The sequence below is a fragment of the Alistipes sp. HGB5 genome, assembly GCF_000183485.2.
Lineage (GTDB): Bacteria > Bacteroidota > Bacteroidia > Bacteroidales > Rikenellaceae > Alistipes > Alistipes finegoldii.
This window is the reverse complement of record NZ_AENZ01000070.1, coordinates 1-24,364: the sequence shown is the minus strand read 5'-3', so window position 1 is coordinate 24,364 and position 24,364 is coordinate 1. Positions and strand designations below refer to the sequence as shown.

15 protein-coding genes and 1 pseudogene are annotated in these 24,364 nt (G+C 59.5%); 5 read left to right on the top strand and 11 right to left on the bottom strand.

Annotated features, from left to right (window positions below; genetic code table 11):
* Positions 1–8: 8 nt before the first annotated feature.
* Both HMPREF9720_RS12145 and HMPREF9720_RS12140 read right to left on the bottom strand, forming a co-directional pair.
* Positions 9–3,341, bottom strand: coding sequence for a TonB-dependent receptor (locus tag HMPREF9720_RS12145; RefSeq protein ID WP_050805106.1), 3,333 nt, complete (start codon positions 3,339–3,341; stop codon positions 9–11).
* Positions 3,342–3,527: 186 nt separating this feature from the next.
* The gene (locus HMPREF9720_RS12140) at positions 3,528–4,484 is read right to left on the bottom strand and encodes a FecR family protein (RefSeq protein ID WP_009598681.1); all 957 of its coding nucleotides are present in this window, start codon (positions 4,482–4,484) and stop codon (positions 3,528–3,530) included.
* A gap of 521 nt (positions 4,485–5,005) precedes the next feature.
* On the opposite strand from HMPREF9720_RS12140, the gene HMPREF9720_RS12135 reads away from it, so the two are divergent.
* Positions 5,006–5,590, top strand: coding sequence for an RNA polymerase sigma-70 factor (locus tag HMPREF9720_RS12135; protein WP_009598665.1), 585 nt, complete (start codon positions 5,006–5,008; stop codon positions 5,588–5,590).
* Positions 5,591–5,753: 163 nt separating this feature from the next.
* Here the strand turns inward: HMPREF9720_RS12135 and HMPREF9720_RS12130 are convergent, their stop codons facing one another.
* The 4 genes from HMPREF9720_RS12130 to HMPREF9720_RS12115 all read right to left on the bottom strand — a co-directional run bounded on the left by HMPREF9720_RS12130 (position 5,754) and on the right by HMPREF9720_RS12115 (position 12,642).
* Entirely contained in the window at positions 5,754–6,746 is a 993-nt protein-coding gene (locus HMPREF9720_RS12130) for an aspartate-semialdehyde dehydrogenase (RefSeq protein ID WP_009598670.1), read from the bottom strand.
* A 129-nt stretch (positions 6,747–6,875) separates the two neighbouring features.
* Positions 6,876–9,281 carry a transglycosylase domain-containing protein gene (locus tag HMPREF9720_RS12125; protein WP_009598687.1) on the bottom strand — a complete coding sequence of 802 codons (2,406 nt, stop codon included), beginning with the start codon at positions 9,279–9,281 and terminating at the stop codon, positions 6,876–6,878.
* Positions 9,282–9,321: 40 nt separating this feature from the next.
* Positions 9,322–12,294, bottom strand: a complete 2,973-nt coding sequence (locus HMPREF9720_RS12120; protein ID WP_009598680.1) for a hypothetical protein — start codon at positions 12,292–12,294, stop codon at positions 9,322–9,324.
* Complete coding sequence (locus HMPREF9720_RS12115; protein ID WP_014774936.1) at positions 12,295–12,642, bottom strand: translation initiation factor; 348 nt, start codon at positions 12,640–12,642, stop codon at positions 12,295–12,297.
* A gap of 405 nt (positions 12,643–13,047) precedes the next feature.
* Between HMPREF9720_RS12115 and HMPREF9720_RS12110 the strand changes: the two genes are divergently transcribed.
* Positions 13,048–14,139, top strand: a complete 1,092-nt coding sequence (locus HMPREF9720_RS12110; RefSeq protein WP_009598685.1) for a DUF4435 domain-containing protein — start codon at positions 13,048–13,050, stop codon at positions 14,137–14,139.
* Positions 14,140–14,322: 183 nt separating this feature from the next.
* Here the strand turns inward: HMPREF9720_RS12110 and HMPREF9720_RS12105 are convergent, their stop codons facing one another.
* Positions 14,323–15,576 carry an aspartate kinase gene (locus HMPREF9720_RS12105; RefSeq protein ID WP_009598666.1) on the bottom strand — a complete coding sequence of 418 codons (1,254 nt, stop codon included), beginning with the start codon at positions 15,574–15,576 and terminating at the stop codon, positions 14,323–14,325.
* Positions 15,577–15,727: 151 nt separating this feature from the next.
* Complete coding sequence (locus HMPREF9720_RS12100) at positions 15,728–17,869, bottom strand: prolyl oligopeptidase family serine peptidase (RefSeq protein WP_039940628.1); 2,142 nt, start codon at positions 17,867–17,869, stop codon at positions 15,728–15,730.
* Positions 17,870–17,980: 111 nt separating this feature from the next.
* Here HMPREF9720_RS12100 and HMPREF9720_RS12095 point away from each other — a divergent pair, with 111 nt between their 5' ends.
* Genes HMPREF9720_RS12095 through HMPREF9720_RS12085 form a run of 3 tightly spaced genes read left to right on the top strand, consistent with a single transcriptional unit; the run spans position 17,981 to position 20,855 of the window.
* Complete coding sequence (locus HMPREF9720_RS12095) at positions 17,981–18,808, top strand: 2,3,4,5-tetrahydropyridine-2,6-dicarboxylate N-succinyltransferase (RefSeq protein WP_009598679.1); 828 nt, start codon at positions 17,981–17,983, stop codon at positions 18,806–18,808.
* 47 nt (positions 18,809–18,855) lie between these two features.
* Complete coding sequence (locus HMPREF9720_RS12090) at positions 18,856–19,608, top strand: biotin--[acetyl-CoA-carboxylase] ligase (protein ID WP_009598683.1); 753 nt, start codon at positions 18,856–18,858, stop codon at positions 19,606–19,608.
* A 38-nt stretch (positions 19,609–19,646) separates the two neighbouring features.
* Entirely contained in the window at positions 19,647–20,855 is a 1,209-nt protein-coding gene (locus HMPREF9720_RS12085; protein WP_039940626.1) for a glycosyltransferase, read from the top strand.
* 115 nt (positions 20,856–20,970) lie between these two features.
* Here the strand turns inward: HMPREF9720_RS12085 and HMPREF9720_RS12080 are convergent, their stop codons facing one another.
* From HMPREF9720_RS12080 to HMPREF9720_RS12070, 3 genes and pseudogenes are all read right to left on the bottom strand, one after another.
* Positions 20,971–22,161: an oligosaccharide flippase family protein gene (locus HMPREF9720_RS12080; protein WP_244990095.1), complete on the bottom strand. Its 1,191-nt coding sequence runs from the start codon at positions 22,159–22,161 to the stop codon at positions 20,971–20,973.
* A 358-nt stretch (positions 22,162–22,519) separates the two neighbouring features.
* Complete coding sequence (locus HMPREF9720_RS12075) at positions 22,520–23,785, bottom strand: nucleotide sugar dehydrogenase (protein ID WP_009598676.1); 1,266 nt, start codon at positions 23,783–23,785, stop codon at positions 22,520–22,522.
* Positions 23,766–24,244 (bottom strand): annotated as a pseudogene (locus HMPREF9720_RS12070) (acyltransferase); the annotation flags it as partial. The pseudogene HMPREF9720_RS12070 and the gene HMPREF9720_RS12075, both read right to left, overlap by 20 nt.
* Positions 24,245–24,364 lie beyond the last annotated feature (120 nt).

Genomic DNA, 24,364 nt, shown 5'->3' with positions numbered 1-24,364 from the left:
TTCATGGTTTAGAATTCAAATTTCACGTTGAAACCCAGACTGCGCAGCGACGGCATCATGAAGTAGTCGATGCCCTGATAGCTCAGCCCCGTCGAAGCCACGGCTTCGGGGTCGAAAGGAGCCTTGCAGTAGATCATCCACAGGTTGCGGCCCACAAACGAGACGGTGAGTCCCATCTTGTTGCGGAACCATTTGCGCGGCAGCGTGTAACCCAGCGACAGCTCCTGCAGGCGGAAGTTCGTGGCCGAATAGGTGTAGTACTGCGGAAGTCCCGACTGCGAACCGATAGCCTGATACCATTTCTGGGCATCGACCATCTCGCGGCCGTTGATCAGCACGCCGCCCGCATCGCGCGCGGCTGCCGAAACTTCCGAGACGCCGTACAGGTCCATGTTGGCCTGCGTGGCCGAGTAGCAGATGCCGCCGATGCGTCCCGTGAACAGCAGGCCGAGGTTGATCCCCTTGTAGCGGAAGTCGTTGCGCCATGCGAGGTTCTCGCTCGGAAAAACGGAGCCGAGATAGATCTGGTCGCCCTCGTCGGTGAGAAGCAGGTTGCCCGCCTTATCGACCTCGACATAACCGTTGTCGTTGAATTTCAGATCCGAAGTGGTATAGAGGTCGCCCAGTGTGCCGCCCTGCTTGAGGATGTATTTGGCCTTGCCCAGCCCCTTGATGTCGAGTTCCGAAAGATTCAGCGGCTGGCCCGTAACGGGATTCAGCGCACCGGAAGCCAAGTCGATGATCTCGTTCTTGTTCCACGAGAAGGTGAAGTTCGACGACCAGCCGAAATCGCGCCACTGGTTCGAATAGCCGAGCGACAGCTCGACGCCGGTATTGCGGACATGCCCCGTCTGGAGGTAGATGGTCGTATAGGACGACGACGGCGGAAGCGCCGGGTCGAACGTCTGGTTCTTCGTATCGGCGGAATACCACGAGGCCGAAAGGCTGATGTTCTTCCACAGACGGGCGTCGATACCCACCTCGTAGGTGATGGTCCGTTCGGGTTTCAGGTCGCCGATCGGATAGTGCGTCTTATCCTTCCATATCTTGCCCGTAGCATCGTACTCGTAGGTCGGCGTGGTCAGGAAACGCGGGAACGGCAGGCCGACCGAGGCGATCGAACCGCGGAGCTTGAGGTAGGAGAAGGCGTTGCCCAAATCCCACGTCGAGGAGGGAACCCACGAAAGGCCGACCGAGGGGTAGAAAAACGACTTGGAGGGCGACCCGGCGATCTGCGAAGCCCAGTCGTTGCGGCCCGTCGCGGTCAGGTAGAGCATCTGTTTCCACCCCACTTCGACCGATGCGAAGACCGACTGCGTCTGGTCGTGCCAGCCGACCTTCTCGGCGCGCTTCTTCGTGTCGTCGAGGTCGAATACGTTGAAGATATTGGGAAGGCCGTTCTCCTGAATCGGACCGCGGTACGAAAGTTCATCGGTCTTGATGTTGTTGAGCGAAGCGCCGACGTTGGCCGTGAGCGACCAATCGTCGCCGAAGGTCTTGTTGACGTTCAGCATCACGTCGGCATAGGTCTGCGTATCGTAGGCACGGGCTTCGGTATAGTGTCCGTTCTTGCCGCCGTCGGTGATGGTCGTGTTGGACGAAGCGTAAAGTTTCTGCGTATAGAGCGAATTGGAGTTGTCGAGACGCACACGTCCCGAAACGCTCAGCCACGGCAGGATGTCGTAGCTGGCCGAGAACGACAGCATGTAGCGCTTCTTGTCGGTATTGCGCAGGTTGCGGTAGGCGATCCAGTAGGGATTCTGCATGCGCAGGTCGCCGCCCTCCATGTCCGCCGACCAGAACTGCTCCATGAGTTTGGTGCCGGGATTATAGCGTTCGAATTTCTTGTAAATCGCGAAATTCTCGCCGCGCGGAAAGAGATAGGCCGGGACCAGCGGGTTCGAATATACGCCCTGATTGGTCATGTTCTGGTCCTTCTGATAGATATAGCTGGCGCTGGCGTCGAGCCGCAGTTTATCTTTCAGGAAGTAAGAGGTGTTGCGGAAAGTAAAGTTGTAGCGATCGTATTCGTTGTTGGGGATGATGCCGTCGGAATTGACCGATGCGGCGGAAAAATAGGTCTGGTTCTTGTCCGTACCGCCGGAAACGGTCACGGCGTTGGTGTACACGTGTCCCGTTTCGAAGAAGTCGGCGGGCGTATAGCCGTAGCGGGCCGCGGGCAGGAGCTTCTGTCCCCAGCTGTAAATGCCCGAACCGCTCCTCACGCCGTTCGAACCCGTGCCGTAACGGTTCTGGAACTCCGGCTGCACGAAAGGATCGAGGAATTCGGTATTGCTCGAAAGCGTCACTTTGAGCGCGCCGGCCTTACCCTTTTTCGTCGTGATCATGATGGCGCCGTTGGCGGCGTTCGAACCGTAAAGGGCCGCAGCGGCGGCACCCGTGAGCACCGACATCGACTCGATATCCTCCGGGTTGATGTCCGCGATGGATTCCGAGGCGCCGCGCGAATCGAACTCCGTACCTCCGCCTCCGCCGAAGTTATACATCGGGATTCCGTCGATGACATAGAGCGCATTGGACGACTGGCTGATGGACTTGTTGCCGCGGAGAATCACTTTCGACGCGCCGCCGACGCCCGAAGAGGAGGCGTTGATCGTAACGCCCGCGACCTTGCCCGTCAGCGAATTGATGAAGTTGGCGTCCTTGACCGTGGTGATGTCCTCGGCCTTGACCTGCTGGACGTTGTAACTCAGGGCCTTCTCCTGACGCTTGATGCCGAGGGCGGTGACAACGACGCCCTCGATTTCGGAAGCCGCTTCGTGAAGCGTAACGTCGAAGGAAGTCCGGTTGCCGACGGAAACCATGACGGGTTCGTACCCCAGAAAATTAACCTCCAGCTGGGCCGTAGCCGCGGGGGGGGGTACCTGAAGCGAGAAAGTTCCGTCCATGTCCGTACTCGTGCCGACGGTCGTGCCTTTGACCACGACGGACGCCCCGATGACGGGAACGCCGTTGACGTCGCTGACCTTTCCCGTCACGGCGACGGGTTTTTCCGCGGCTTTCTCGGCAAGAATGATGTACGTGCCGTCGATCTTATACGTAATATCCGTATTTTTGAGCACGTAGTCCAATACTTCCTGAATCGTTTTCTGCGTCAGATTGACTGAGAGCTTTTTACCGGTGTCGACACCTTTGTTGATAAAAAGATAGCGAGTTTGTTTTTCAATCTCTTTCATAACCTGCGACATGGGCACGTCGGACAGATTCAGGGTTATGCGCGCATTCTGTGCCTGAGCGGTTAAGACACTCGCGCTCAGAGAGATTGCCAATACGAACCCAAACAGTCTTCGAAAGGTTTTGAAGAATACTGTTTTATTCATACTTTTGTAAAGTTTAAGATAATAGGTTAATGGGTGCAAGAATCATTTAATCTGTTATCTTCGCCTGCGGAGGTCCAGTCCGCAGGCTTTTTTTATCGGTCAAATGATTCGGATCGTCAAGTCGTCAGTTGTTTTTCATGCGCATATCTTACCGGGGTTTTAGGTTAAACAATAACAGGCGGAGGATCAGCGGATCGTCACCACATTGGTCTCCTCATCCTTCTCGAAGGAAAAATCGGCGGCGTACTGCAAGATGTGGAGGGCATTCTCGATGCCGTCGTTCACACGAATCTTACCGCTGATTTTTCCGATGTCGGGAATCGAATTCCGGGCGATGACGATCTTGACGTCGAACACCTGCTCGAACTTGGCCATCAGTTCATCGAACGGAAGTCCGCTGATGCGCACCAGACCTTCGGTCCAGCAGAGCGCCTCCGGATCCCTGATCGTCTCGACGAACAGACGGCCGTTCGAAAGATTCACAATATCATCGGGTTTCATAACGATCTCCTGCCTGCGCGGATCGAGCAGGTTGGTGACTTTGATCCGGCCCTGCAGCAATGCCGCCGAAAACCGGCCATAGGTCTCGTCCGCTATTACGTTGAATTTCGTTCCGAGCACGTTGATCTTGGTCGCAAAGGTCTCGACTTCGAAGGGGCATTCGGCGTCGTGACGCACGTCGAACAGCGCCTCGCCCGAAAGTTTCACGCTGCGGAGATTCTTTTTGAATACGACCGGATATTCGATCCGGGCGCCCGAATTCAGCCAGACGCGGGAACCGTCGGGCAGGGTGATTTCGATGCGCTGGCCGTTGGGAATGTGCACCGCAGTCAGCCGATCGGAAATAGCTTCGTACGTACGCTGGTGGGCGACGTACCCGCCCGCAAAGACGAGCAGCAGCACGGCGGCCGCACGCATGGCAAAGATCCACACCTTGCGCCACGGAATGACTATTCCGCGCGTCCGGAGCGCTCCGGCCCTCGCGTCGTTTCCGTACAACTCCATCCCCTCGAATACGAAGCGGACGATGTCCAGTTCCTTCTGGTTGGCAACCGGATCGGCTTCCAGCCACTCCGCGACCTGCAAGTCCTCCTGCGGCGTGGTATCGCCTTTAAGATACCTGTATAAAATTTCCTGATTCACGTTATTTTCTGTTTCCGTCTCTATAGTATAAAACAGTCGGGAGCGACGGCTTTACAGGCATTTTTGCGATTTTTCAGCAAATAAATTTATTTATTAAATTCGGCAAAATATTTATTAAATCACATCCCTGAAAATCAATCGGATATCCGTAATGAACAAGCTCCGCCCGCCCGACTTTCCGGGAAGGAATCTCCCCGGACGCATCCGCCGCGGCATTCTGCAAAAAATCCGCACCGGAATCGGCATTCCCGAAAAATTGCCTATATTTGCAGACACAATATCACACGAGTCCGGCTCCGCAGCCGGAGGTCCGGACTTCGGGTTTCATACAGGCTGTAACGAAAAAGGCGCCCCGCCGGCACCTTTCATGATTTATTGCAGAAGTTCGAAATGAAACCGACAGACCCGACACCCCCTCCGCGACAAAGTGCATCACTCATCAGACGAATATGACCACCGCACGATAGTTGCGCTTTTTCCGAAAAATGCTAACTTTGACCTCAACCTACCCGGCATAAAAGATGGATAGACAAACACCCGTACTGACTTCGGACGAATTCGGAAAGTTCTTTTCCGAATACAAAAACCGTTTTGTCAGCATCGCATACGGGTACGTACACGATACGGATATCGCGAAGGATATCGTAACGGACAGTTTCATGTATCTTTGGGAACACCGGGAGCAGGTGAATATGGCCGAAAACATCAAGGGATACATCTACTTTTGCGTGAGAACCCGATGCGCCAACCACATCAAAGAGCAGGAGGTGCTCCGCAGGGCCAAAAACGAGATCACCAAAGACGCCTACTGGAAGCTGCAATCCAGCCTGAACTCCCTGAGCAGCGACGAGCTTTCCAAAAAACTCTTCCAGTCGGAAATCATCGAACTGTTCAGCCGGGAACTCGCCAAAATGCCGGAGCTGACACGGGCCGTCTATCAGGCGAGCCGTCAGGAGGGACTCACCTATCAGCAGATAGCCGAACGATACAACATCTCGACCCGGCAGGTGGCATCCGAGATGCAGCGGGCCTATGCGCAGCTCCGCGTTCCCCTGAAAGACTATCTGCCCGTAATCGGACTCCTGTTCGCTATGCTCTCGAAATAGCCGGAGCGCATCCGAATTTCAGGGCAGCCTTCGCGGGCAGGCTGTCCGGGCGGCGTATCCGGACTGCCCGCACGAAAACTCTCCGACGACAACACCCCATGAAACGGCAAAAAAAGGGAGACCGGTCAAGTCTCCCTTTCAATCAGCTGCCGCTGCGGCGCGCTCAGATCAGCGTTTCGAGAATCTGCACGGCATTGAGCGCCGCGCCCTTCTTGATCTGGTCGCTGACGCACCAGAACGTCAGTCCGTTTTCGCAGGTCAGGTCGCGGCGGATGCGGCCCACGTAGACGGGGTCCTTGCCCGCGATGAAGAGCGGCATCGGATAGACTTTGTCCGCAGGCTGGTCCATCAGCACGACGCCCTTTGCCTTGGCAAAGGCCTCACGGGCCTCGGCGACCGACACGGGACGCTCCGTTTCGAGCCAGATGCTCTCCGAATGGGCGCGCATCACCGGCACACGCACGCAGGTCGCCGACACGGCGATATCCGAATGCATGATCTTGCGCGTCTCGTGGAACATCTTCATCTCCTCCTTCGTATAGTCGTTGTCCGTAAAGACGTCGATATGGGGAATCACGTTGTAAGCCAGCTGAAAGGCGAATTTATTGACGGTCGGCTCCTTGCCCGCGCCCAGCTCGGCGTACTGCTCCACCAGTTCGTCCATCGCCGCGGCTCCGGCGCCGCTGGCGGACTGGTAGGTCGAGACATGCACGCGGCGGATGTGCGACACCTGCTCGATCGCCTTCAGTGCCACGACCATCTGGATCGTCGTGCAGTTGGGGTTGGCGATAATGCGACGCGGAGCGTTCTTCGCATCTTCGGGATTGACCTCCGGCACCACCAGCGGCACCTCGGCATCCATGCGGAAGGCGCTCGAATTGTCGATCATGACCGCGCCGTGTCTGGTGATCGTCTCCGCGAATTCGCGCGAAGTTCCGGCTCCGGCCGAAGTGAGGGCGAAATCCACCCCCTTGAAGTCGTCGTTATGCTGCAACAGTTTGACAGTTATATCCTTTCCGCGGAATTTATAGACACGGCCCGCGCTGCGCTGCGAACCGAACAGCAGCAATTCGCCGATCGGCAGGTCGCGCTGCTCCAAAATCCTCAGAAATTCTTGGCCCACAGCACCGCTGGCGCCCACAATCGCAATCTTCATCTCGATAAAGTTAAAAAATGATCATCGTTCCCGCTCGGACGGACCGTACACGGAAGCTCCGGGACAAATATAGCGATTTCAGCGCGAACGACAAAAAAATCGGCCGGCACAGCGGCCGGCCGACTCTGTTCAGTCGAAGAAATTGTCGTCGTCCGCATCCGGGACACGTCCCTCAGGATCGGTCTCCTCGTCGCAGTCGTAGCGCGGCATCATCGCCGGGCGGATGAACTGGTCGTTGCGGCTCAGGCCGAGACGGCCGTCGTCGTAGACCCGTTTCATGAAGTCGCCCACGATCGGCAGCGCCATCACGCTGCCCTCGCCGCCCGATACGAAATGCACCGACTGATCCTCTCCGCCGACCCATGCGCCCGCCACGAGTTTCGGGGCCACGCACATGAACCATGCGTCGCGGTTCTTGTTCGAAGTACCGGTTTTTCCGCCGATCTCCACGCCCGAAAAGCCGTAATCGCGGTTCAGGCGGCCGGCCGTACCCGACGTCACCACGCCCTGCAGCATCGTCAGCATCGTATAGGCCGTGCGCTCGCTGACGGCGTCCTGCGACTGGGGTATGAAATTGGCGATCACGTTGCCCTGCCGGTCCTCGATGCGCGTCACGAAAATGGCGTCGTTATGCACGCCCTCGTTGGCGAAGGTCGAGAAGGCGCTCACCAGCTCGAAAACGTTCGATTCCGACGAGCCGAGCGCCAGCGCCGGCACGGGGTCGATATAGCTGCGGATACCCATGTTGTGGATGAAGTCGGCGACCGCCGCAGGCTGTTTGGCCTGCTTCATGATCCACGCCGAATAGTTGTTGCGGCTGCGGGCGAGACCCCAGCTCAGGGGGTGCATCACGCCGTCGTACTCGACCTTGCCCGCCTCCTTGGGCGACCAAGCCGTGCCGTTGGCCGTCTCGATCGTAACGGGCAGGTTGGGCACCATCGTGCAGGGCGTCAGCCCCAGATGGTCGATGGCGAAGGTGTAGACGAAGGGTTTGATCGTCGAACCGATCTGACGTTTGCCCTGCTTGGCCATGTCGTATTTGAAGTAGCGGAAATTGGGGCCGCCGACGTACGCCTTGACATATCCCGTACGGGGATCGAGCGCCACGAACGACGCCCGCATGATACGCTTGTGGTGCAGGATCGAGTCGCGCGGAGTCATAAGCGTATCGCGTTCCCCCTTGTAGGTGAAGACCTTCATCGAGCAGGGTCTGTCGAACGAAGCGTTGATCTCCTTCTCGCTCGCGCCGGCGTTCCTCATCTCGCGGTAGCGGTCCGAATAGCGGACGGCGTGACGCATGATGCGCTCGCGCTCCGCCTTGTCGGCGTCGATAAAGAGCGTCTTGGTGCGCCGGTACTGGGCGTCCATGCGGGGCTGGATGACCGATTCCATCTGTTTCTGGACGGCCTGCTCGGCATAGGTCTGCATCGTCGAATTGATCGTGGTATAGATCTTCAGGCCGTCGCGGTAGATGTTGTAGGGCGTGCCGTCGGCCTTGCGGTTCTTGCGGCACCAGCCGTAGAGCGGATTCTCCTCGTACTCCTTCACCGCCTGATCGTAATCCCACTCGTTGTAGAACTGATTGCGTTTGGGACGTTCGGCGTTCATCACAAGACGCAGCATCTCGCGGAAGTAGGTCGCCGTACCTTCGTTGTGCGACACGGGACGGTAATTGAGGACGATGGGAAGCGCGCTGAGCGAATCGCGCTGCTTGCGCGTAATGGCCCCGGCGTCCTCCATGCGCGAAATGACGAGGTTGCGGCGCGCGAGGGCGTTGTCGTAATTGCGCACCGGCGAATAACGCGACGGGGCGTTCACCACGCCCACCAGCACGGCGGCCTCCTGCACGTTCAGCTCGTGAGGCTCCTTGTTGAAGAAGGTAAGGGCCGCGGACTTGATGCCGTAGGCGTTGGAGCCGTACTCCACCGTATTGAGGTACATGGCGGCGATCTCCTCCTTGGTATAGTTGTATTCGAGCTTGAGGGCCGTGATCCACTCCTTGAGCTTCGACGTGACGAGCTTGGCGTTGCGGACCAGCCGCCCGCGGTTGCGCACCGTGTCGCGCGGAAAGAGGTTCTTGGCCAGCTGCTGCGTGATGGTCGAGCCGCCGCCCTGCGAGGTGTTCTGCAACAGCACGGTCTTCACGGCCACACGGGCCAGCGAAGGGATGTCGATGCCCGAATGGGTTCTGAAACGGGCGTCCTCGGTGGCGATCAGCGCCGCGACGATCGGCGGCACCTCGTGTCCTCCGAGCCGGATATGGAGCGTCGAATCGTCCGGGAAAAGATCGGCGTACTGAACGTAGGAACGGTTCTGCACGAAGAAGGTGCCGATGACCTTGCCGTCCTCGGAATAGATCTCCGTGGCGAGGTTGCTGCGGGGATTCTCCAGCTCCTCGAACGAAGGCATGCGACCGAACAGCCCGAAGGCGGTCAGCAGCAGCATGAAGAAGAGCAGGGCGAACGGCGCGAAGGCCAGACACCAGATCCATTTTATCGTTTTCGGACTCACGTCCGTCTTTTTCTTCTTTGGCATAGGACTTAATTTTGCGCTAAAGATACGAAATTTATTGCAATCAGAACGGAAGACCCACGGCGGCGGCCCACCACACGCCGCCGTTTGCGGGACGATAGACCGACAGCTTGAAGGTCGAAGTCGCCGATGCGGGCTGGCGGAACGCATTGATATCGAATACGATGTCGCCGCCCACGGACCAGATGCGCCGCCACTTCATCCCTCCGCGGCCCACGTCGCGGAACTGGGCGTAATCGCCGCCGACGTTGAGCCGGATGCGCTTGAAATACAGCACCGAGCCGATACCCCCTTCGGGATACCACACCGGCAGCTGGTAGTCGGCCGAGAAGGCCGTGTAGTTGTTCGAAATAATATCCGACGAGGTATATCCGCGCGGAATAAGGCGCGTCGAGCGATAGCTCAGCGGCGCGTATCCCGACGGAAATTTGTAGCCGCCGATCGAGGTCTGGTAAGTAGCGGCCACCTTCAGCGAGTTGTGGGCCGCGAATCCGGGCAGGTATGCCTGTCCGTAAAACGAAATCAGGTCGCTGAAATGGGTGTTGGCCGGGTTGAAGGTATAGGCGGTGCTCAGCATATAGCCCCAGCGCGGCGCGAAGTCGCGGTGCGCCATGCGCACCTGATCCGAGTACCCCAGTCCGAACGAGAGCTTGTGCAGTCCCTTGCGGAAACCGATGCGCTGGATATTGGAGATCTGTCCGGCGTTCCATTCGATTTTACCCAGATTGGCTACCATGCCGTTGGAGTAGTTCCAGCCGGAGGTGACGGAGAGCTGGCGCGTGTGATAGCCCCGCTGGAAATAGAGCGGAAGCGTGGCGGAGAGTCCCACGGAGTAGTACTTGTCGGGGCTGGGACGCTGCTGGTACTCGTATTTTCCCGTCTGCTCGTCGTACTGTCCCACCGAATAGAAAACCTGATTGCCGCCGTACGAAGCGTCGAGGTCGAGACGGACGCCCAGCCCGAAATAGCGCACGCCCAGATTGAAAATCGCCCCTTCGTTGCGGTTCCAGCCGTACGAAGCGAAGGCTTCGGTATTCGACAGCAGATTCTGCGAAAGCAGGGTGACGCCCAGATTGAGGTTGATATTGTGTTCGTCCACGGCCTCGAAGGGATTGAAGGCCACGGGGGTCCAGCTATGGACATTCACCAGATTGGGCACCTTGCGGTATCGCTTCGCGCGGTACACCCCCTCCTGACGCAGCGAATCGACTGCCGAGAAACGCACCGTATCGAGGTTCACGACGTCCCACCGCTTGCGGTCGGGATTCACAACGTTGAGCGGCAGTTTCGAAGGCGCGACCGGGATCAGCGCGTCGGCATCGGCGTCCTGCGCCGCCACATGGTAACCGCGCCTGTCGTAGGCGGTCAGCAGCACCCGTTCCCGCCCCTCGCCGTCGCGCCACGGCACCGGCATGAACGATCCGTAAGCCGACGTCGTGATGCGGTATTCGCGGCGGGTCTTCAGGTCGAAGCAATGGGCTTCGTCCCGGCCCGAAGCGATCGAGCCGAAATAGAGCCTGCCGCCGCCCGCGCGGAGGTTGCTCAGCGTAATGTAGGCGCCTTCGGTAACGGGATGCACGCCGTCGCCGTCGATGCGGCCGAGCCACATGCCCGAATCGTCGGTGACGATGACGTAATAGCCCCGCGTGGCATCGTCCCACGCCAGTCCGTGAATCTCGGACCGGTCGGGCGTCGCAAAGCGTTTCTCCGCGCCCTCCTTTCCCTGCACGACGACCGTATAGCGGCCGTCGGGATTGTATTCGACCCACGCGACGGCATCCTCCGACGGCGTGGGATAGAGTGCGTTGCGGCGTCCGACGACCATCCGGGGCGTGCCGTCGGAGAGATCCATGTAGCACAACTGCGAATTGACCCGCTGTTCGAAGAGTTTCGAACGGCGATACTCGGTCCACCACACGCGGCCGCCGGCCATGGCGGGGCGCGTCGAAACCGCCCCCGTATAGCAGATCACCTCCTCCTCGCCCGTGCGGGTGTCGAGCCGCACGAAACGCGACGGCCGGTCGTAGTCGGTCTTGAGCGCCAGCGCCGACGCGGCGTCGAGCGGCAGGGGCCACTGGTAGGTCGTGTAATTGCCGGCGGGCATCGGCGTCAGCGGCTCGGCGCTGTCTTCGACCTGCGGCAGCGACTCCCAGTGCCGCTCCAGCACGTCGAACGTCTCGCGGAAAAGCCGGCTGACATTGGTGTCGTAATATTTTTCGAGCGCGACGCGCGTCGTGGCCAGCACATAGGGGTTACGCGAGCCGTAGCGCGCCACCTTGTCCCAGACCACCTCGCCGTAGCGATCGTAGGCGTAGGAACAGATCTGATAGCCCAGCTCGTAATGGTCGGGAATGTAGTCGCGGTAGGAGCCGCAGAACCATTTGTCGATGTTGCGGCGGTCGCGCGTGTCCTTCCGGTCGCGGCCTACGCGGCCCATGGCGCGGTAACCCAGCGAGAACGAGGGCTGAAGTCCCCGGCCGAACGACGACATGGCCGTTTCGGACATCACGGCGTCGCCCTCCATGGCCCAGATCGGCATGCAGAGCAGGCCGATGGTCGAACCCTGCTGCCCCAGAATATAGCTCAGGGCGCGGATAACGCCCCGGTCAAGGTTGTTGTACTGCACGGCATGGCGGTACTCGTGGGCCACGAGCTGTTTGTACCACGGCATCGAATAGCCGTCGATCGCGGGCGAGGTGAGGAACTCCACACGTTTCGGGAGGTACATCACCAGTCCGTTCGACTGGAAATTTTCGGGGTGCATGACGAAGGGAATACGCATCGGACCGTGACGGAATCCGAACGCAATGTCGGGCCGGACGGTACGGATGTAGAACAGCGTACGCCGCGCCACGGCCGAAACCGTATCGGGATAGATCATCCGCACGTCGGGCGTACGGATCGTGCTCCATTTCAGCCCCGCGGGGTCCGACCCCCACGTATAGTACTGGGCCGAAGTCTCGTGCGCGAAACCGAGGGCGCACAACAAGAGGAGGATATGCAGCAGCCGCTTCACCTACGAACCGGCTTTTTTGCAGCGGTAGCCGCTCTTGGTGAGTATCTCGACCACACGGTCGCGATGGTCGCCCTGAATGATGATCTCCCCCTCCTTGGCCGCGCCGCCGACGCCGCATTTGGTTTTCAGCAGACGCGCCAGTTCCTGCAAATCCGCATCCCGCCCCACGAAGCCTTTGACCAGCGTCACCACCTTGCCCGCGCGCTGCTTGCGGTCGAGCCACACGCGCAGCTCCTGCCGCGCCGGGGGAAGCGTCTCCGCCTCCGGTGTTTCGGTCGTTTCATAGTTGAAGTCGGGATTGGTCGAATAGACCATTCCGAGCCTCGCTTTCCAATCGTTGTCCGCCATATTGTTCGAAATAGTAGAGATCAAACGTCCTTTCGGAACCTCTTATTTTGTGCAAAAATAATAAAATATTACGGTTGTGCACGCCCGACGGCCGAGATCGGCGAAAAAGAGCGCATTCCGCCCTCAAACGGCGGCGCACGCCCACACGTAGATGGAAGCGGGAAGGCGGAGCCGGAGAAAAAGCGACAGCGACGCAAAGAAGAAGCGGCGCAAAGAAGAGACAGCGCAGAGGACGGCAGCGCAGAAGAACGACGGCAACACAGAAGAACCGCGACAGTACAGAGGACCGGAACCAGCGCAAAAGACGGGATCCGGCGCAGAGGACCGGAACCGGCCGCCCCGCCGCTGCAAAAAATCCCGGCCTTGGGAAGAAATTCCGGCCGAAATCACTATCTTTGTTTCCGTATGGCTAAAAAGTTCGGCGACAAACTGCGCAGATTCAATCCCTTCACGCGCCCGGCGACTCTCGAAGAGCTGCCCAAACCGCTGCCGGCCAATCCCGACCAGCGGCTGGTGAAGGTCTACGTAGAAGGCTACGAAGACGTGGCCTTCTGGCGCGGCATCTTCGACCACTTCCAGAACCCCTACCTGCGCTTCGAAATCTCGGTGCCCAACCGCGCCGACCTTCCCAAGGGGAAGAAGGTGCTGATGGGGATGATCCCCCGCTCGTCGGAGGAGCTGATCCTGTGCGTCGATTCGGACTTCGACTTCCTGTTCGCCGACCGCACGGAGCAGTCGCGCGAGGTGAACGCCGCCCGCTACATGTTCCACACCTACGCCTACGCCACCGAGAACTTCCTCTGCTACGCCCCCTCGCTGCACAACGTATGCGTCAAGGCGACCAAGAACGACACGCGCATCTTCGATTTCGTGCATTTCATGCACGAATACTCCTGCACGATCTACCCGCTTTTCCTCTGGTACGCCTACTCGGCGCAGCTGGCCACGGAGAACGTATTCCCGCTGATCGACTTCAAGTCGGCGGTGCGCATCGGCTATCTCGACCTCGAAAACAACGGCGAGAAAACGCTGGCGTGGCTGCAGAAAAACGTCGCCAAACGCGAGGAGATGCTGCGCAGGCGCAACCCGAAGATGATCGACCCAATGCTCGAATTCGAACAGCAGCTCAAGAGCCGGGGCCTGACGCCCGAAAACGCTTACCTGTTCATGCACGGCCACACGCTGATGGACAACGTGGTGATGATCCTGCTCAACTCCGTATGCGAGAAACTGCGGCAGATGTCGATCGCCAAGATCACCGCGTCGAAAAAGCAGGGCGTGGCACTCAAGAACGAGATGTCGAACTACACCAATTCGCTGCGGTCGATCCGCGACGTGCTGCTCGACAACGAGAACTACACCAAATGTCCGCTTTACAAGCGGCTCCAGCGCGACATCGAGAAATACATTGCCCGCACGATCTGGAACATGAAGCGCAGCGGCGAAATCCGCGACGACTCGACATGGACCATCCTGCGCAACATGCGGCAGGGATAGGAGAGCAAACGATACGAGAGCGGCCTTCGCAATGAAGGCCGCTCTCGTATCGTAATTTCGGGACCGCGGGCGAAAACTCCACAGCCGGATTCCGCCCGAAGCTCCGGAGAGCCGGAGAACCGGAGAACCGGAAAGCCGGAGAGCCGACGGGGCGGAAGCGCCCCGGACAGCAGCCGTCCGCCACTACTTCTTGCGAACCACGCGCACGGTGGACTGCGTGGCCTGCCGCACGAAGACCTGCGGGCCGCGGGCGTACTTGCGCCACAACTCGTCGGTATAGCCGCGCACGGTCAGCAACTCCATATTCTCGGCCTTCATCACGTCGAAGCCCGCTTCGCGCAGCGCCTCGATCGCTTCGTCGATGTGCCACGAGTTATCGACGCACAGGCTCAGGTTCACGGCCGAGTTGTGGATCAGATTGGTCTTGATGCGGAAACGCTCCAGCAGCGAGAAGATCGTGGCGAACTTCTCCTCCAGCACGAACGAGAAGTCGCGCGAACGGATCGTCAGCAGCACCTGATCCTTCTTGAGAATCAAGATCGGCACCTCGACCGGCGCCGACATGCCGCGAATCACGGTGCCCGGTTTGCGCTTGTCGCCGAAAGGCCGCACGTAAAGCGGAATATTCTTGTTCTGCAGCGGTTTGATCGTCTTGGGATGGATGATCTGCGCGCCGCTGTAGGCCAGCTCGATCGTATCGAGGTAGTTCAGTTCGGCGATCTGCACGGCGTCGGGGAAAATCTTCGGATCGGCGTTCAGCACGCCGTCCACGTCCTTCCACACGGCCATCGACTCGGCGTCGAGGATATTGGCCACCACGGCCGCTGAGTAGTCCGAGCCTTCGCGCCCCAGCGTGGTGGTCGTGCCGTCGGGCGCACCGCCGATAAAGCCCTGTCCGACAAAGATATTCTCGACGCACTCGGCCAGCGCGCCCTTCAGCAGCGGCGCCGAAGCTTCGATATCGACCCCGGCGTCCTTGTGACGCTGCTCGGTGAGGAAACAGCGGCGCATGTCGATCCAGCGGTTCGACACTCCGGCATAGTTGAGATACTCCGAGATGATCGTCGTCGAGACCAACTCGCCGAAGGCCACGATCGTATCGTACCACAATTCGGCGTCGGAGGGTTTGTAAACCGTTTCCACGGCCACGCGCTCCAGCTCGTCGAAGAGCGCATCGACCCGTTCGAGCTGTTTATGGCCGCGCCACAAATCGTCGATGATGCCCGCATGGTACTCCCTCAGCGCGGCGACATGCTCCATGGAGAGCTGTTTATCGCCCTTCTGAAGTCCTTCGAACACCTTTTCGAGCGCATTGGTCGTCTTGCCCATGGCCGAAACGATGATGAAGAGATTCTGCTCGTCGTCGATAATCTTGCGCAGGTTGCGCACTCCGTCGGCATTACGCACCGACGCACCGCCAAATTTGTAAACCTTCATGTTATCTCTCTTTTTAACCTAACCTACCTTCTTTACCGTCCGAAGGCGACCGGCCGCCGGACTCCCGCGGCGGAACGCCGCGTCGAACGACCGCACCCCAACGCCTCACGCAGGAGGCGTTTGCCGCGGCGCGACAGGGCTTCCGCCCGGATCATTTCTGTTTTTTCACCTCTTTGTAAGGCACTCCGATATTCTGGAACAGGAACGAATAGGTGTCCGCCTCCTCGGCGATACGTTTCGAAGTGGGTTTGCCTGCCCCGTGGCCCGCATTCGACTCGATGCGGATCAGCACCGGCGCATCGCCGGCCTGACAGTGCTGCATCTGGGCGGCGAACTTGAACGAGTGCGCCGGCACGACGCGGTCGTCGTGGTCGGCCGTCGTCACGAGCGTCGCGGGGTATTTCACACCCTCGCGGATGTTGTGCAGCGGCGAATATTTATAAATGTAGTCGAACTGCTCCTCGTTTTCGCTCGATCCGTACTCCACGGCCCAGCCCCAGCCGATCGTGAATTTGTGGTAGCGGAGCATGTCCATCACGCCCACGGCGGGCAGGCAGACGGCATAGAGGTCGGGACGCTGCACCTCGCAGGCGCCGACCAGCAGGCCGCCGTTCGAACCGCCCGCAATGGCGAGCTTGTCCGACGAAGTGTATTTTTCGGCGATCAGGTACTCGGCCGCGGCGATGAAGTCGTCGAAAACGTTCTGCTTGTTTTCGAGCATGCCCGCCTTGTGCCACGCTTCGCCGTATTCCGAACCGCCGCGCAGGTTGGCCACGCAGTAGATGCCGCCCTGCTCGACGAACATCATGGCCGAGGGCCTGAACGTGGGCGTCTGGTTGATCTGGAAGCCGCCGTAGGCATAGAGGTAGCAGGGATTCCCGCCGTCGAGTTTCATATCCTTGCGGCGGGTGATGAACATCGGAACCTTCGTGCCGTCCTTCGAGGTGTAGAACACCTGTTCGGTCGTGAACAGCGAGGGATCGAAATTCACCGCGGGGGCTTTATAGAGCGTCGATGCGCCGCCGGCGATGTCGTATTTGTAGATCGTGGCGGGCGCGATGTAGTTGGTCAGCGAATAGTAAAGCTCCGTATCGTCCTTCTCGCCGTCGAAACCGCTCACCGTGCCGATGGCCGGAAGTTCGACCTCGCGTACGAGTTTTCCGTCGAAACCGTACTGGCAGACCTTGCTCTGCGCATGTTCGAGATAGGTGGCGAAAAGATACCCTCCGGCCGAGCCGACGCCCTCCAGCAGCTTCCCGCCGCTTTCGGGAATCACGGTCGAAACCTTCGACGGGTCGTTCAGGTCCACCTTCATCAGCGCGTAGTTCGACGCGTCGCGGTTGGTCACGTAATAGAGCTGGCCGTCCCGGCACTCGACGGGCGCATAGTCGGCGTCGAAACCCGGCAGCAAGGTGCGGAATTTCGGTTCGGAAACCTTTTTATAGAGCACTTCAGTACCCGACGTACCCTCCGAAGCCACGATGAAGAGCCACTGCCCGTCCTTGCTGGGCCACGGGCTGAAATAACGCAGCGGATGCTCCGCGTCGGCATAGATCAGCCGGTCGGCCGACTGGGGCGTGCCGAGGCGGTGGTAGTAGACCTTCTGAAACTGGTTCTGCGACGAGAAAACGCCCTTCTGAGGAGCGTCGTACGCACTGTAATAGAATCCTTTGGAATCGGGCGCCCACTCGGCTCCCGAAAACTTCACCCAGTTGATCCGGTCCGAAGTCAGCGTACGGTCGGCGGTGTTCATCACACGGATTTCGACCCAGTCCGAACCCGATGCGGCGACCGAGTAGGCGCAGTATTTGCCGTCCTTGGAGAAGGTCACGCCCGAAAGGGCCACCGTACCGTCTTCCGAAAGCGTATTGGGGTCGATGAACACTTCGCCCTCCCCGCCCGGCTGCGCGGTGCGGTAGAGCACCGACTGGTTCCGCAGTCCGTCGTTGTAGAAATAATACCATGCGTCGCCGTGTTTGGCCGGAATGCCCTCTTTGGGATAGTTCCACAATTCGGTCAGCCGTTCGCGGATCGCGCCGCGGAACGGAATCTGCGACAGGTAATCCTGCGTCACGACGTTCTGGGCCTTCACCCACGCCGCCGTCGCCTCGGAGTTGTCGTCTTCGAGCCAGCGGTAAGGATCGGGCACCTCCGTCCCGAAGTAATTATCGGTCACGTCGGTGCGCTCCGTCCGGGGATAGGGCATGTGTTTTATCTGTTTCATGTCGTTGCAGCCTGTCAGTATCGCCGCGGCGCCCGCGAGGGCCGCCGCCATGCGCGGTAATCTCATCATAACTATACGGTTTGGGTATATATCGGGGCAAAGTTAGGAAAAAATAAGATAGTTCGGCCTGCGGATCGAAGTTTTTGCGTAACTTTGGCTTGCAAAAACACTCGGAAAATTATGTACAGCGAACTGAAAGAGATAATCGGGCAGGCTTGGGAAAACCGCGAGCTGCTCAGGGAGGAGTCCGTGCGGCAGGCCGTGCGGCAAACCGTCGAACTGGTGGACAAGGGGGAGCTGCGCACGGCGCAGCCCGTAGATCCGGAGAAAAGCCAGTGGCAGGTGAACGAATGGGTCAAGAAGGCCATCATCCTCTATTTCCCGATCCAGCCCATGCGCAAAATGGAAGCGGGCGAGCTGGAGTGGTACGACAAGATGGAGCTTAAGCACGGCTACGAACAGCTGGGCGTGCGCGCCGTGCCCCACGCCGTAGCGCGTTACGGCGCCTACATCGCTCCCGGAGCGATCCTCATGCCCTCGTACGTCAATATCGGCGCCTACGTGGACACGGGCACGATGGTCGACACGTGGGCCACGGTCGGCTCCTGCGCGCAGATCGGCAGACACGTCCACCTTTCGGGCGGCGTGGGCATCGGCGGAGTGCTGGAACCCGTACAGGCCGCACCCGTAATCATCGAGGACAACTGCTTCATCGGTTCGCGTTCGATCGTGGTCGAAGGCGCGCACGTCTGCCGCGAGGCGGTGCTCGGCTCGAACACCGTCATCACGGGTTCGACCCACATCATCGACGTCACCGGACCGGAGCCCGTCACCTACAAAGGCTACGTTCCGCCGCGCTCGGTGGTCGTTCCCGGCAGTTACCGCAAACAGTTCCCGGCAGGCGAATACAGCATCACCTGCGCCCTGATCATCGGCCAGCGCAAGGAATCGACCGACAAGAAGACCTCGCTGAACGACGCCCTGCGCGACTTCGGCGTGTCCGTCTGATCGCGTCGCCCTCCCGAAAATCCCACCCACGACAAAATGAATAATTCATGATCTACCGTATCGACGAAACCACCTCGACCAACGACGAGGCCCGCGACGCGAAATACCGCCACGGCGACATCGTCTGGGCCGAACGGCAGACCGCCGGACGCGGCCAGCGGGGACATACGTGGACCAGCCCCGAAGGTGAAAACCTCACCTTCTCGATGGTGCTCGAACCCCGGTTCCTTCCCGTCGGGGAGCAGTTCCTGCTCTCCGAAGCCGTGACGCTGGCCCTCACGGACACCTTCGCCGCCTACGGCATCGACACCCGCATCAAGTGGACCAACGACATCTACATCGGAGACAGGAAACTGGTCGGCATCCTGATCGAACACAACCATGCGGGAGCCTCCCTCTCCCGCACGATCGCCGGCATCGGCATCAACGTCAACCAGACGGCGTTCGACCCCGCGCTGCCCAACCCCGTCTCCCTCGCGCAGGCCGGGGGCCGCAAGTTCAACCGCAGCCGGCTGCTCGAAACCTTTCTGGTCCGCTGCCTGCGGCGTTACGCCCAGCTCGAACGGGGCGAAAAGGAGACCCTCCAGCACGCCTACCGCGAACGAATGTACCGGCTGGGCGAACAGCACCCCTACCGGCTGCCCGACGGCACGCTGTTTCAGGCCGCGATCGAAGGCGTGCTTCCCTCCGGCGAACTGATCCTGCGCCATGCCGACGGCACGCGGCACGAATACCTGTTCCGCGAAATCGAATTCGTGATCGCCGGAAAACAAGAGAACGCCGGCCCCGCAGAGAAATGAATTTCCGCCCCGCCGACGGAATATGTTTTTAATTGAAGATGAATATACTGATCGTTTGCAATCACTTCTATCCCCACAACCGCATCGCCGCATTCAGGCTCAACGCCTTCGCCCGGTATTTCCGGGAGGCGGGACATTCGGTGACCGTCATAACCGAAGGGGACCGCGATGAAACGGTGATGTGGAACGGCTGCGAGGTCCACTATGTAAAAGACCCGGTGATAACCTCGTCGAAACAGGAATCCCTCCTGCAGCGCAGAAAGAAATGGGCTTTCAGACGCATATTGTCGGCCCTGCAGTTCCGGCTGTTCCTCGATTACAAACGGATATGGCAGTTCAAAGCCAGCAAGAAGGCGCGAAAACTCGCAAAAAGCCGGCGGTTCGATGTCGTATTAAGTTCATACGGTCATCTCTCTTCGCACCGGATCGCATACAGGCTGCACAGAAAAACGCCGTTTTACTGGATCGCCGACATGCGCGACGAGATGTCGAAGTGGCCTTGGCTCCTGCCGATAAACAGCCGGCGGCTCCTCTTCTACGAGCGCAGAATACTCAAGGATGCGGACCTGATCCTGTCGGTATCCGCACCCCTTGTCGAAGATTTCAAACAAATCGGCGGAGGGATCGACAAGGTTATCGAGATAACGAACGGGTACGATTACGAAGAGGTGCACGACGTCTCTTTTCAGCCCGTCTACACCATGGCGTTCATCGGCCATTTTTACAATTCGATCACTCCGGACAAATGGTTCGGAGCCTTCTCCGAACTGGTCGCCGAGGGAGCGCTTCCCTCCGACAGCCGCATCCTCATCATAGGAAACACCTCGCCGCTGGCCGTTCCCGAAAACATCAGGCAGAACGTATTCCAGATCCGGCAGGTCGATCACGACGAAGCCATCAGGAAATCGCTGGAGACCGACACGCTGGTCGTCGTGCATCCCAAAGGACGGAAAGGCGTCTACACGGGCAAGCTGTTCGACTACCTCGCCACCAACAAACCGATCCTCGCCATCTGCGATCCCGACGACGTCATCGCCGACCTGCTGAAGGAGACGCGCGCGGGTTTCACCGCGGACGAAACGGACAACGAGCAGGTCAAGCGGATGCTCCTGCGCTGCTATTCCATCTGGAAGAACAAGGAGGTGCTGCCCCGCGACTGGGACAAGATACGGCAGTACAGCCGGAAGAATCAGGTCGGCCGGCTGCTCAAATATCTGGCAGGGCAGGAAGCCCTGAAACAGCACTGACGCCGATGCCGGGCCGGCCCGGCATCGGAATCTCCGCCCCTAACCGAAATCCGGCGCTCCGCTCCGGCAGTCGAAAACGCGAGACGGCGGCCGAAAACGGGAAGCCGCGAAGCCCTTACGTCCGGTTCGGCCGCAATTTCGCGAGCACCGGTCCGAACAACTCCATATAGCAGATTCCGGCCCGCTGCGCAAACGGCAGGTACAACGACAGATAGACGGCGAAGCCCACCGAAACGACGACAAGATGATGCGTCATCCCGGTCAGCAAGACAGCCAGCCTGGCCGCCGTGCAGGCCGCGGCCGATACGAGCAGCACGATCGTCAGCATCCTCCACGGCATCAGCCCCGCAAGCGAAGTGCCCAGCACGCGGGCGGTGGTCGTCATCAGCAGGAACAGACAGAAAAACGTACAGCCCGTGGCAATGGCCGCAATAGCCCAAAGGGACGGAAACACCATGACGCACCAGAGTTCGAGACCGACGATGAGCAGAGCGGTGACAAGGTGCGCACGGGCAAAGGCTTTTCCCCGCCCCAGTGCAAACAGGACGGGGGCGTAGGGCATGATACGCGCCAGATTGACGAGGGTGACGATCCGGAACAGGCCGGCCGCTTCCCGATACCCCTCCCCATACAGCAGACAGATGATCTCAGGAGCGAAAACGCAGCAGAATACGGACAACGGATAAATGATCGCCGAGGACTTGAGGACAGCCGCCTGCCACAACCGGACAAACTGCCCGCCGTCGGCCCCTTCCACCGACATCCTCGAAAATTCCGGCAGCAGCACACCGGCCGCGGCACCGATAATCATTCCGGCCAGCGGAAGTTCGCGGTATCCGTTGGCGAACAGGGCGAAATCCTCGACGCCCAAATAGCGGCTTACGAGGAACTGGCTCGCCGAACCGATCACGAATCCGTACATACTCGAAGCAAACACCGGCATCGAAAACCGGAGCAGCTCCCGGACCGTCAGCCGGCTCTTCACCGGAGATACATTGCGGAACGGCACGGACGACAACTTCAGCCCGGCAACGCATGTGACCAGCGACGCGAGGACGAAACCGGCGACCGCACCCGACACCCCTGCGTCGAAAACCACGACCGGAAGCACGACGCATGCGATCATGAAGGCGCGGCTTATCAGCACATAGACGGCCACGAGGTGCGCCTTGCCGTAGACGACCAGAATATTCTCCACCCCCAAGACCGGCATCAGCAGCATGGGCGCCGCGGCAAACAGCCTCAACGGCTCGGCCAGCAGCGGATTGCCGAGCACTCCGGCTATGGCGGCGGCCTGCCAAAGCAAAATGCACGAAAAAACGGACGCAAGAAGCAGAAACAGCCCGTTCAGTTTGCGTACGACATCCCTCCCCTCCTCCGGCGACACGCGGGCGAGGTAAAATAGAGGAGTACGCTTGGGGGAGTCCCAGCGAAAAGACGACCAGCAGGGTGTTATAGACGTACAGCACCTGACTGTAAGTACCGTACTCCGACGTGGTCATGTAACGGCAGAGCACCGCCTGCATGACCAGCGTCACGCTCAGCGACAACAGATTGGCCAGCGCCAGCCACAAGGCCTGCAGCGTGCGGCTCCTGCCTGCATTTCCGATCTGAGGGGTGGAGTGCTGTTTCATGCCTCGTACCGGATGGCCCGGCGGCCCGTTTTACAGGCTCCAGTATCCGAGCGATTTGATCCGGCCCTTATAGAGTCCGCGAATGTCGCCCAACAAGGCCGCCCCGCGGGAGATGGAGCGGAAATAAGCGTCGTCGAGTCCGCGATAGTCGTCGTGCGCCACGGCCACGACAATCAGGTCGTAAGGCGGCCGGAGGGCCGGCACCGGCCGAATTCCGTACATGGCATAAACCTTATCGGGATCGGCATGGGGATCGGTCACATCCACGCTCAGCCCCTCACGCTCCAGCAGTCCGACCATCTCGGCGATCCGGGAGTTGCGTATGTCGTCGATGTTTTCCTTATAGGTAATCCCCATCAGCAAAGCCCTTGCGCCGCGACCGTCGCTTCCCATGGCCCCAAGCAGCGACCGCACCACGTACGCCGCCATGCCGTCGTTCACGGCGCAGCCCGAACTCGTGACGGGCATCTCGACCCCCAGCTTTGAAGCGGCCGATACAAGATAGAGCGGATCGACCGGAATGCAATGTCCGCCGCCCAGTCCCGGTCTGTACTTTACGAAATTCCATTTGGACGAAGCCATATCGATGACCTCGCCCATATCTATTCCCATGCGCGAGAACAGCCGCTGCAATTCGTTCATCAGGGCGATGTTGACACTGCGCTGCACGTTCTCCGCCATTTTGGCCGCCTCGGCCACCCGGATGCCCGACGCCCGGCAGAGATCGGCCGCCACGACCTCCGCGTATACGCGCGCGACCTCGTCCAGCGCCTGCCCGTCGTTCGCCGACACGATTTTGGCGGTGTTCGAGAAGGTATGCTCCGAATCGTTGGGATTGATGCGTTCGGGCGAGTAGCCCACCTTGAAATCCGCACCGAGTTTCAGCCCGGAGCCTTTTTCGAGCAGCGGCACGCACACCTCCTCGGTGCATCCGGGGTAGACCGTGGATTCATACACGACATAATCGCCCCGCTTCAGATAGCGCGCTACGGTGCGCGTGGCCTCGACAAGACAGGTCAGATCGGGATTCTTGCGCTCATCGACCGGGGTGAGCACCGTGACGATATAAAATGCGGCCCGCGACAACTCCTCTTCCAAAGAGGTGAAACGGATGCTCCCGCAGCCGGCGCCGTACTTTTCACGCAGTTTTTCGATACGGCGGGCATCCATATCGTACCCCACCACATCGAAACACCGGGCAAACCTCAGCGCTACGGGCACGCCTACATATCCCAGCCCGATCACGGCCAGCGACGTTTCCCGACCGGTCAGCCGATCATATATCATCTTCTTCATAGACACATTCATTGACCTTGCGATAACTGCGTCCCGACTCCGGGCACACGGCCCTGCCGGCTTCGTCGAATTCCAGCCTGTGCCCCAAGCGGCTCATCCATCCGACCACGCGTGCGGGCACCCCCTCAACGAGGGCATGATCGGGGACCGAATGCGTAACGACCGCCCCGCGCCCACGAAGGCGTACCGGCCGATCTCGACCCCGCATACGACGGTGGCATTGGCCCCGACGGTGGCGCCCCGGCGCACGCGGGTGGTTTTATACTGCTCCCTGCGCGAGATCTCGCTTCGGGGATTCTTGACGTTGGTGAATACGCACGAAGGGCCCAGAAAAACATAATCCTCGCAGATCACGCCCGAATAGATCGACACGTTGTTCTGCACCTTTACCTGACGGCCCAGTATCACGTCCGCGGCGACCATGACATTCTGTCCGATATTGCACGCCGGTCCCAGCACGGTTCGGTATTTGTAGGTAACGGAATATGCAGGAAAGAGTAAATATCATGTTTACAGGTATTTAATTCCCTGTTCTGCATCTGTTCCGAGCAATAAAATTGCAGAATCGGGCAGGATTAA

What these genes read in the sequence shown, in the direction of transcription:
- HMPREF9720_RS12145 (WP_050805106.1), bottom strand. Translation starts at nt 3,341, where the DNA reads ATGAATAAAACAGTATTCTTCAAAACCTTTCGAAGACTGTTTGGGTTC.
- HMPREF9720_RS12135 (WP_009598665.1), top strand. Translation starts at nt 5,006, where the DNA reads ATGGATAGACAAACACCCGTACTGACTTCGGACGAATTCGGAAAGTTC.
- HMPREF9720_RS12130 (WP_009598670.1), bottom strand. Translation starts at nt 6,746, where the DNA reads ATGAAGATTGCGATTGTGGGCGCCAGCGGTGCTGTGGGCCAAGAATTT.
- HMPREF9720_RS12125 (WP_009598687.1), bottom strand. Translation starts at nt 9,281, where the DNA reads ATGCCAAAGAAGAAAAAGACGGACGTGAGTCCGAAAACGATAAAATGG.
- HMPREF9720_RS12115 (WP_014774936.1), bottom strand. Translation starts at nt 12,642, where the DNA reads ATGGCGGACAACGATTGGAAAGCGAGGCTCGGAATGGTCTATTCGACC.
- HMPREF9720_RS12110 (WP_009598685.1), top strand. Translation starts at nt 13,048, where the DNA reads ATGGCTAAAAAGTTCGGCGACAAACTGCGCAGATTCAATCCCTTCACG.
- HMPREF9720_RS12105 (WP_009598666.1), bottom strand. Translation starts at nt 15,576, where the DNA reads ATGAAGGTTTACAAATTTGGCGGTGCGTCGGTGCGTAATGCCGACGGA.
- HMPREF9720_RS12100 (WP_039940628.1), bottom strand. Translation starts at nt 17,869, where the DNA reads ATGATGAGATTACCGCGCATGGCGGCGGCCCTCGCGGGCGCCGCGGCG.
- HMPREF9720_RS12095 (WP_009598679.1), top strand. Translation starts at nt 17,981, where the DNA reads ATGTACAGCGAACTGAAAGAGATAATCGGGCAGGCTTGGGAAAACCGC.
- HMPREF9720_RS12090 (WP_009598683.1), top strand. Translation starts at nt 18,856, where the DNA reads ATGATCTACCGTATCGACGAAACCACCTCGACCAACGACGAGGCCCGC.
- HMPREF9720_RS12085 (WP_039940626.1), top strand. Translation starts at nt 19,647, where the DNA reads ATGAATATACTGATCGTTTGCAATCACTTCTATCCCCACAACCGCATC.
- HMPREF9720_RS12075 (WP_009598676.1), bottom strand. Translation starts at nt 23,785, where the DNA reads ATGAAGAAGATGATATATGATCGGCTGACCGGTCGGGAAACGTCGCTG.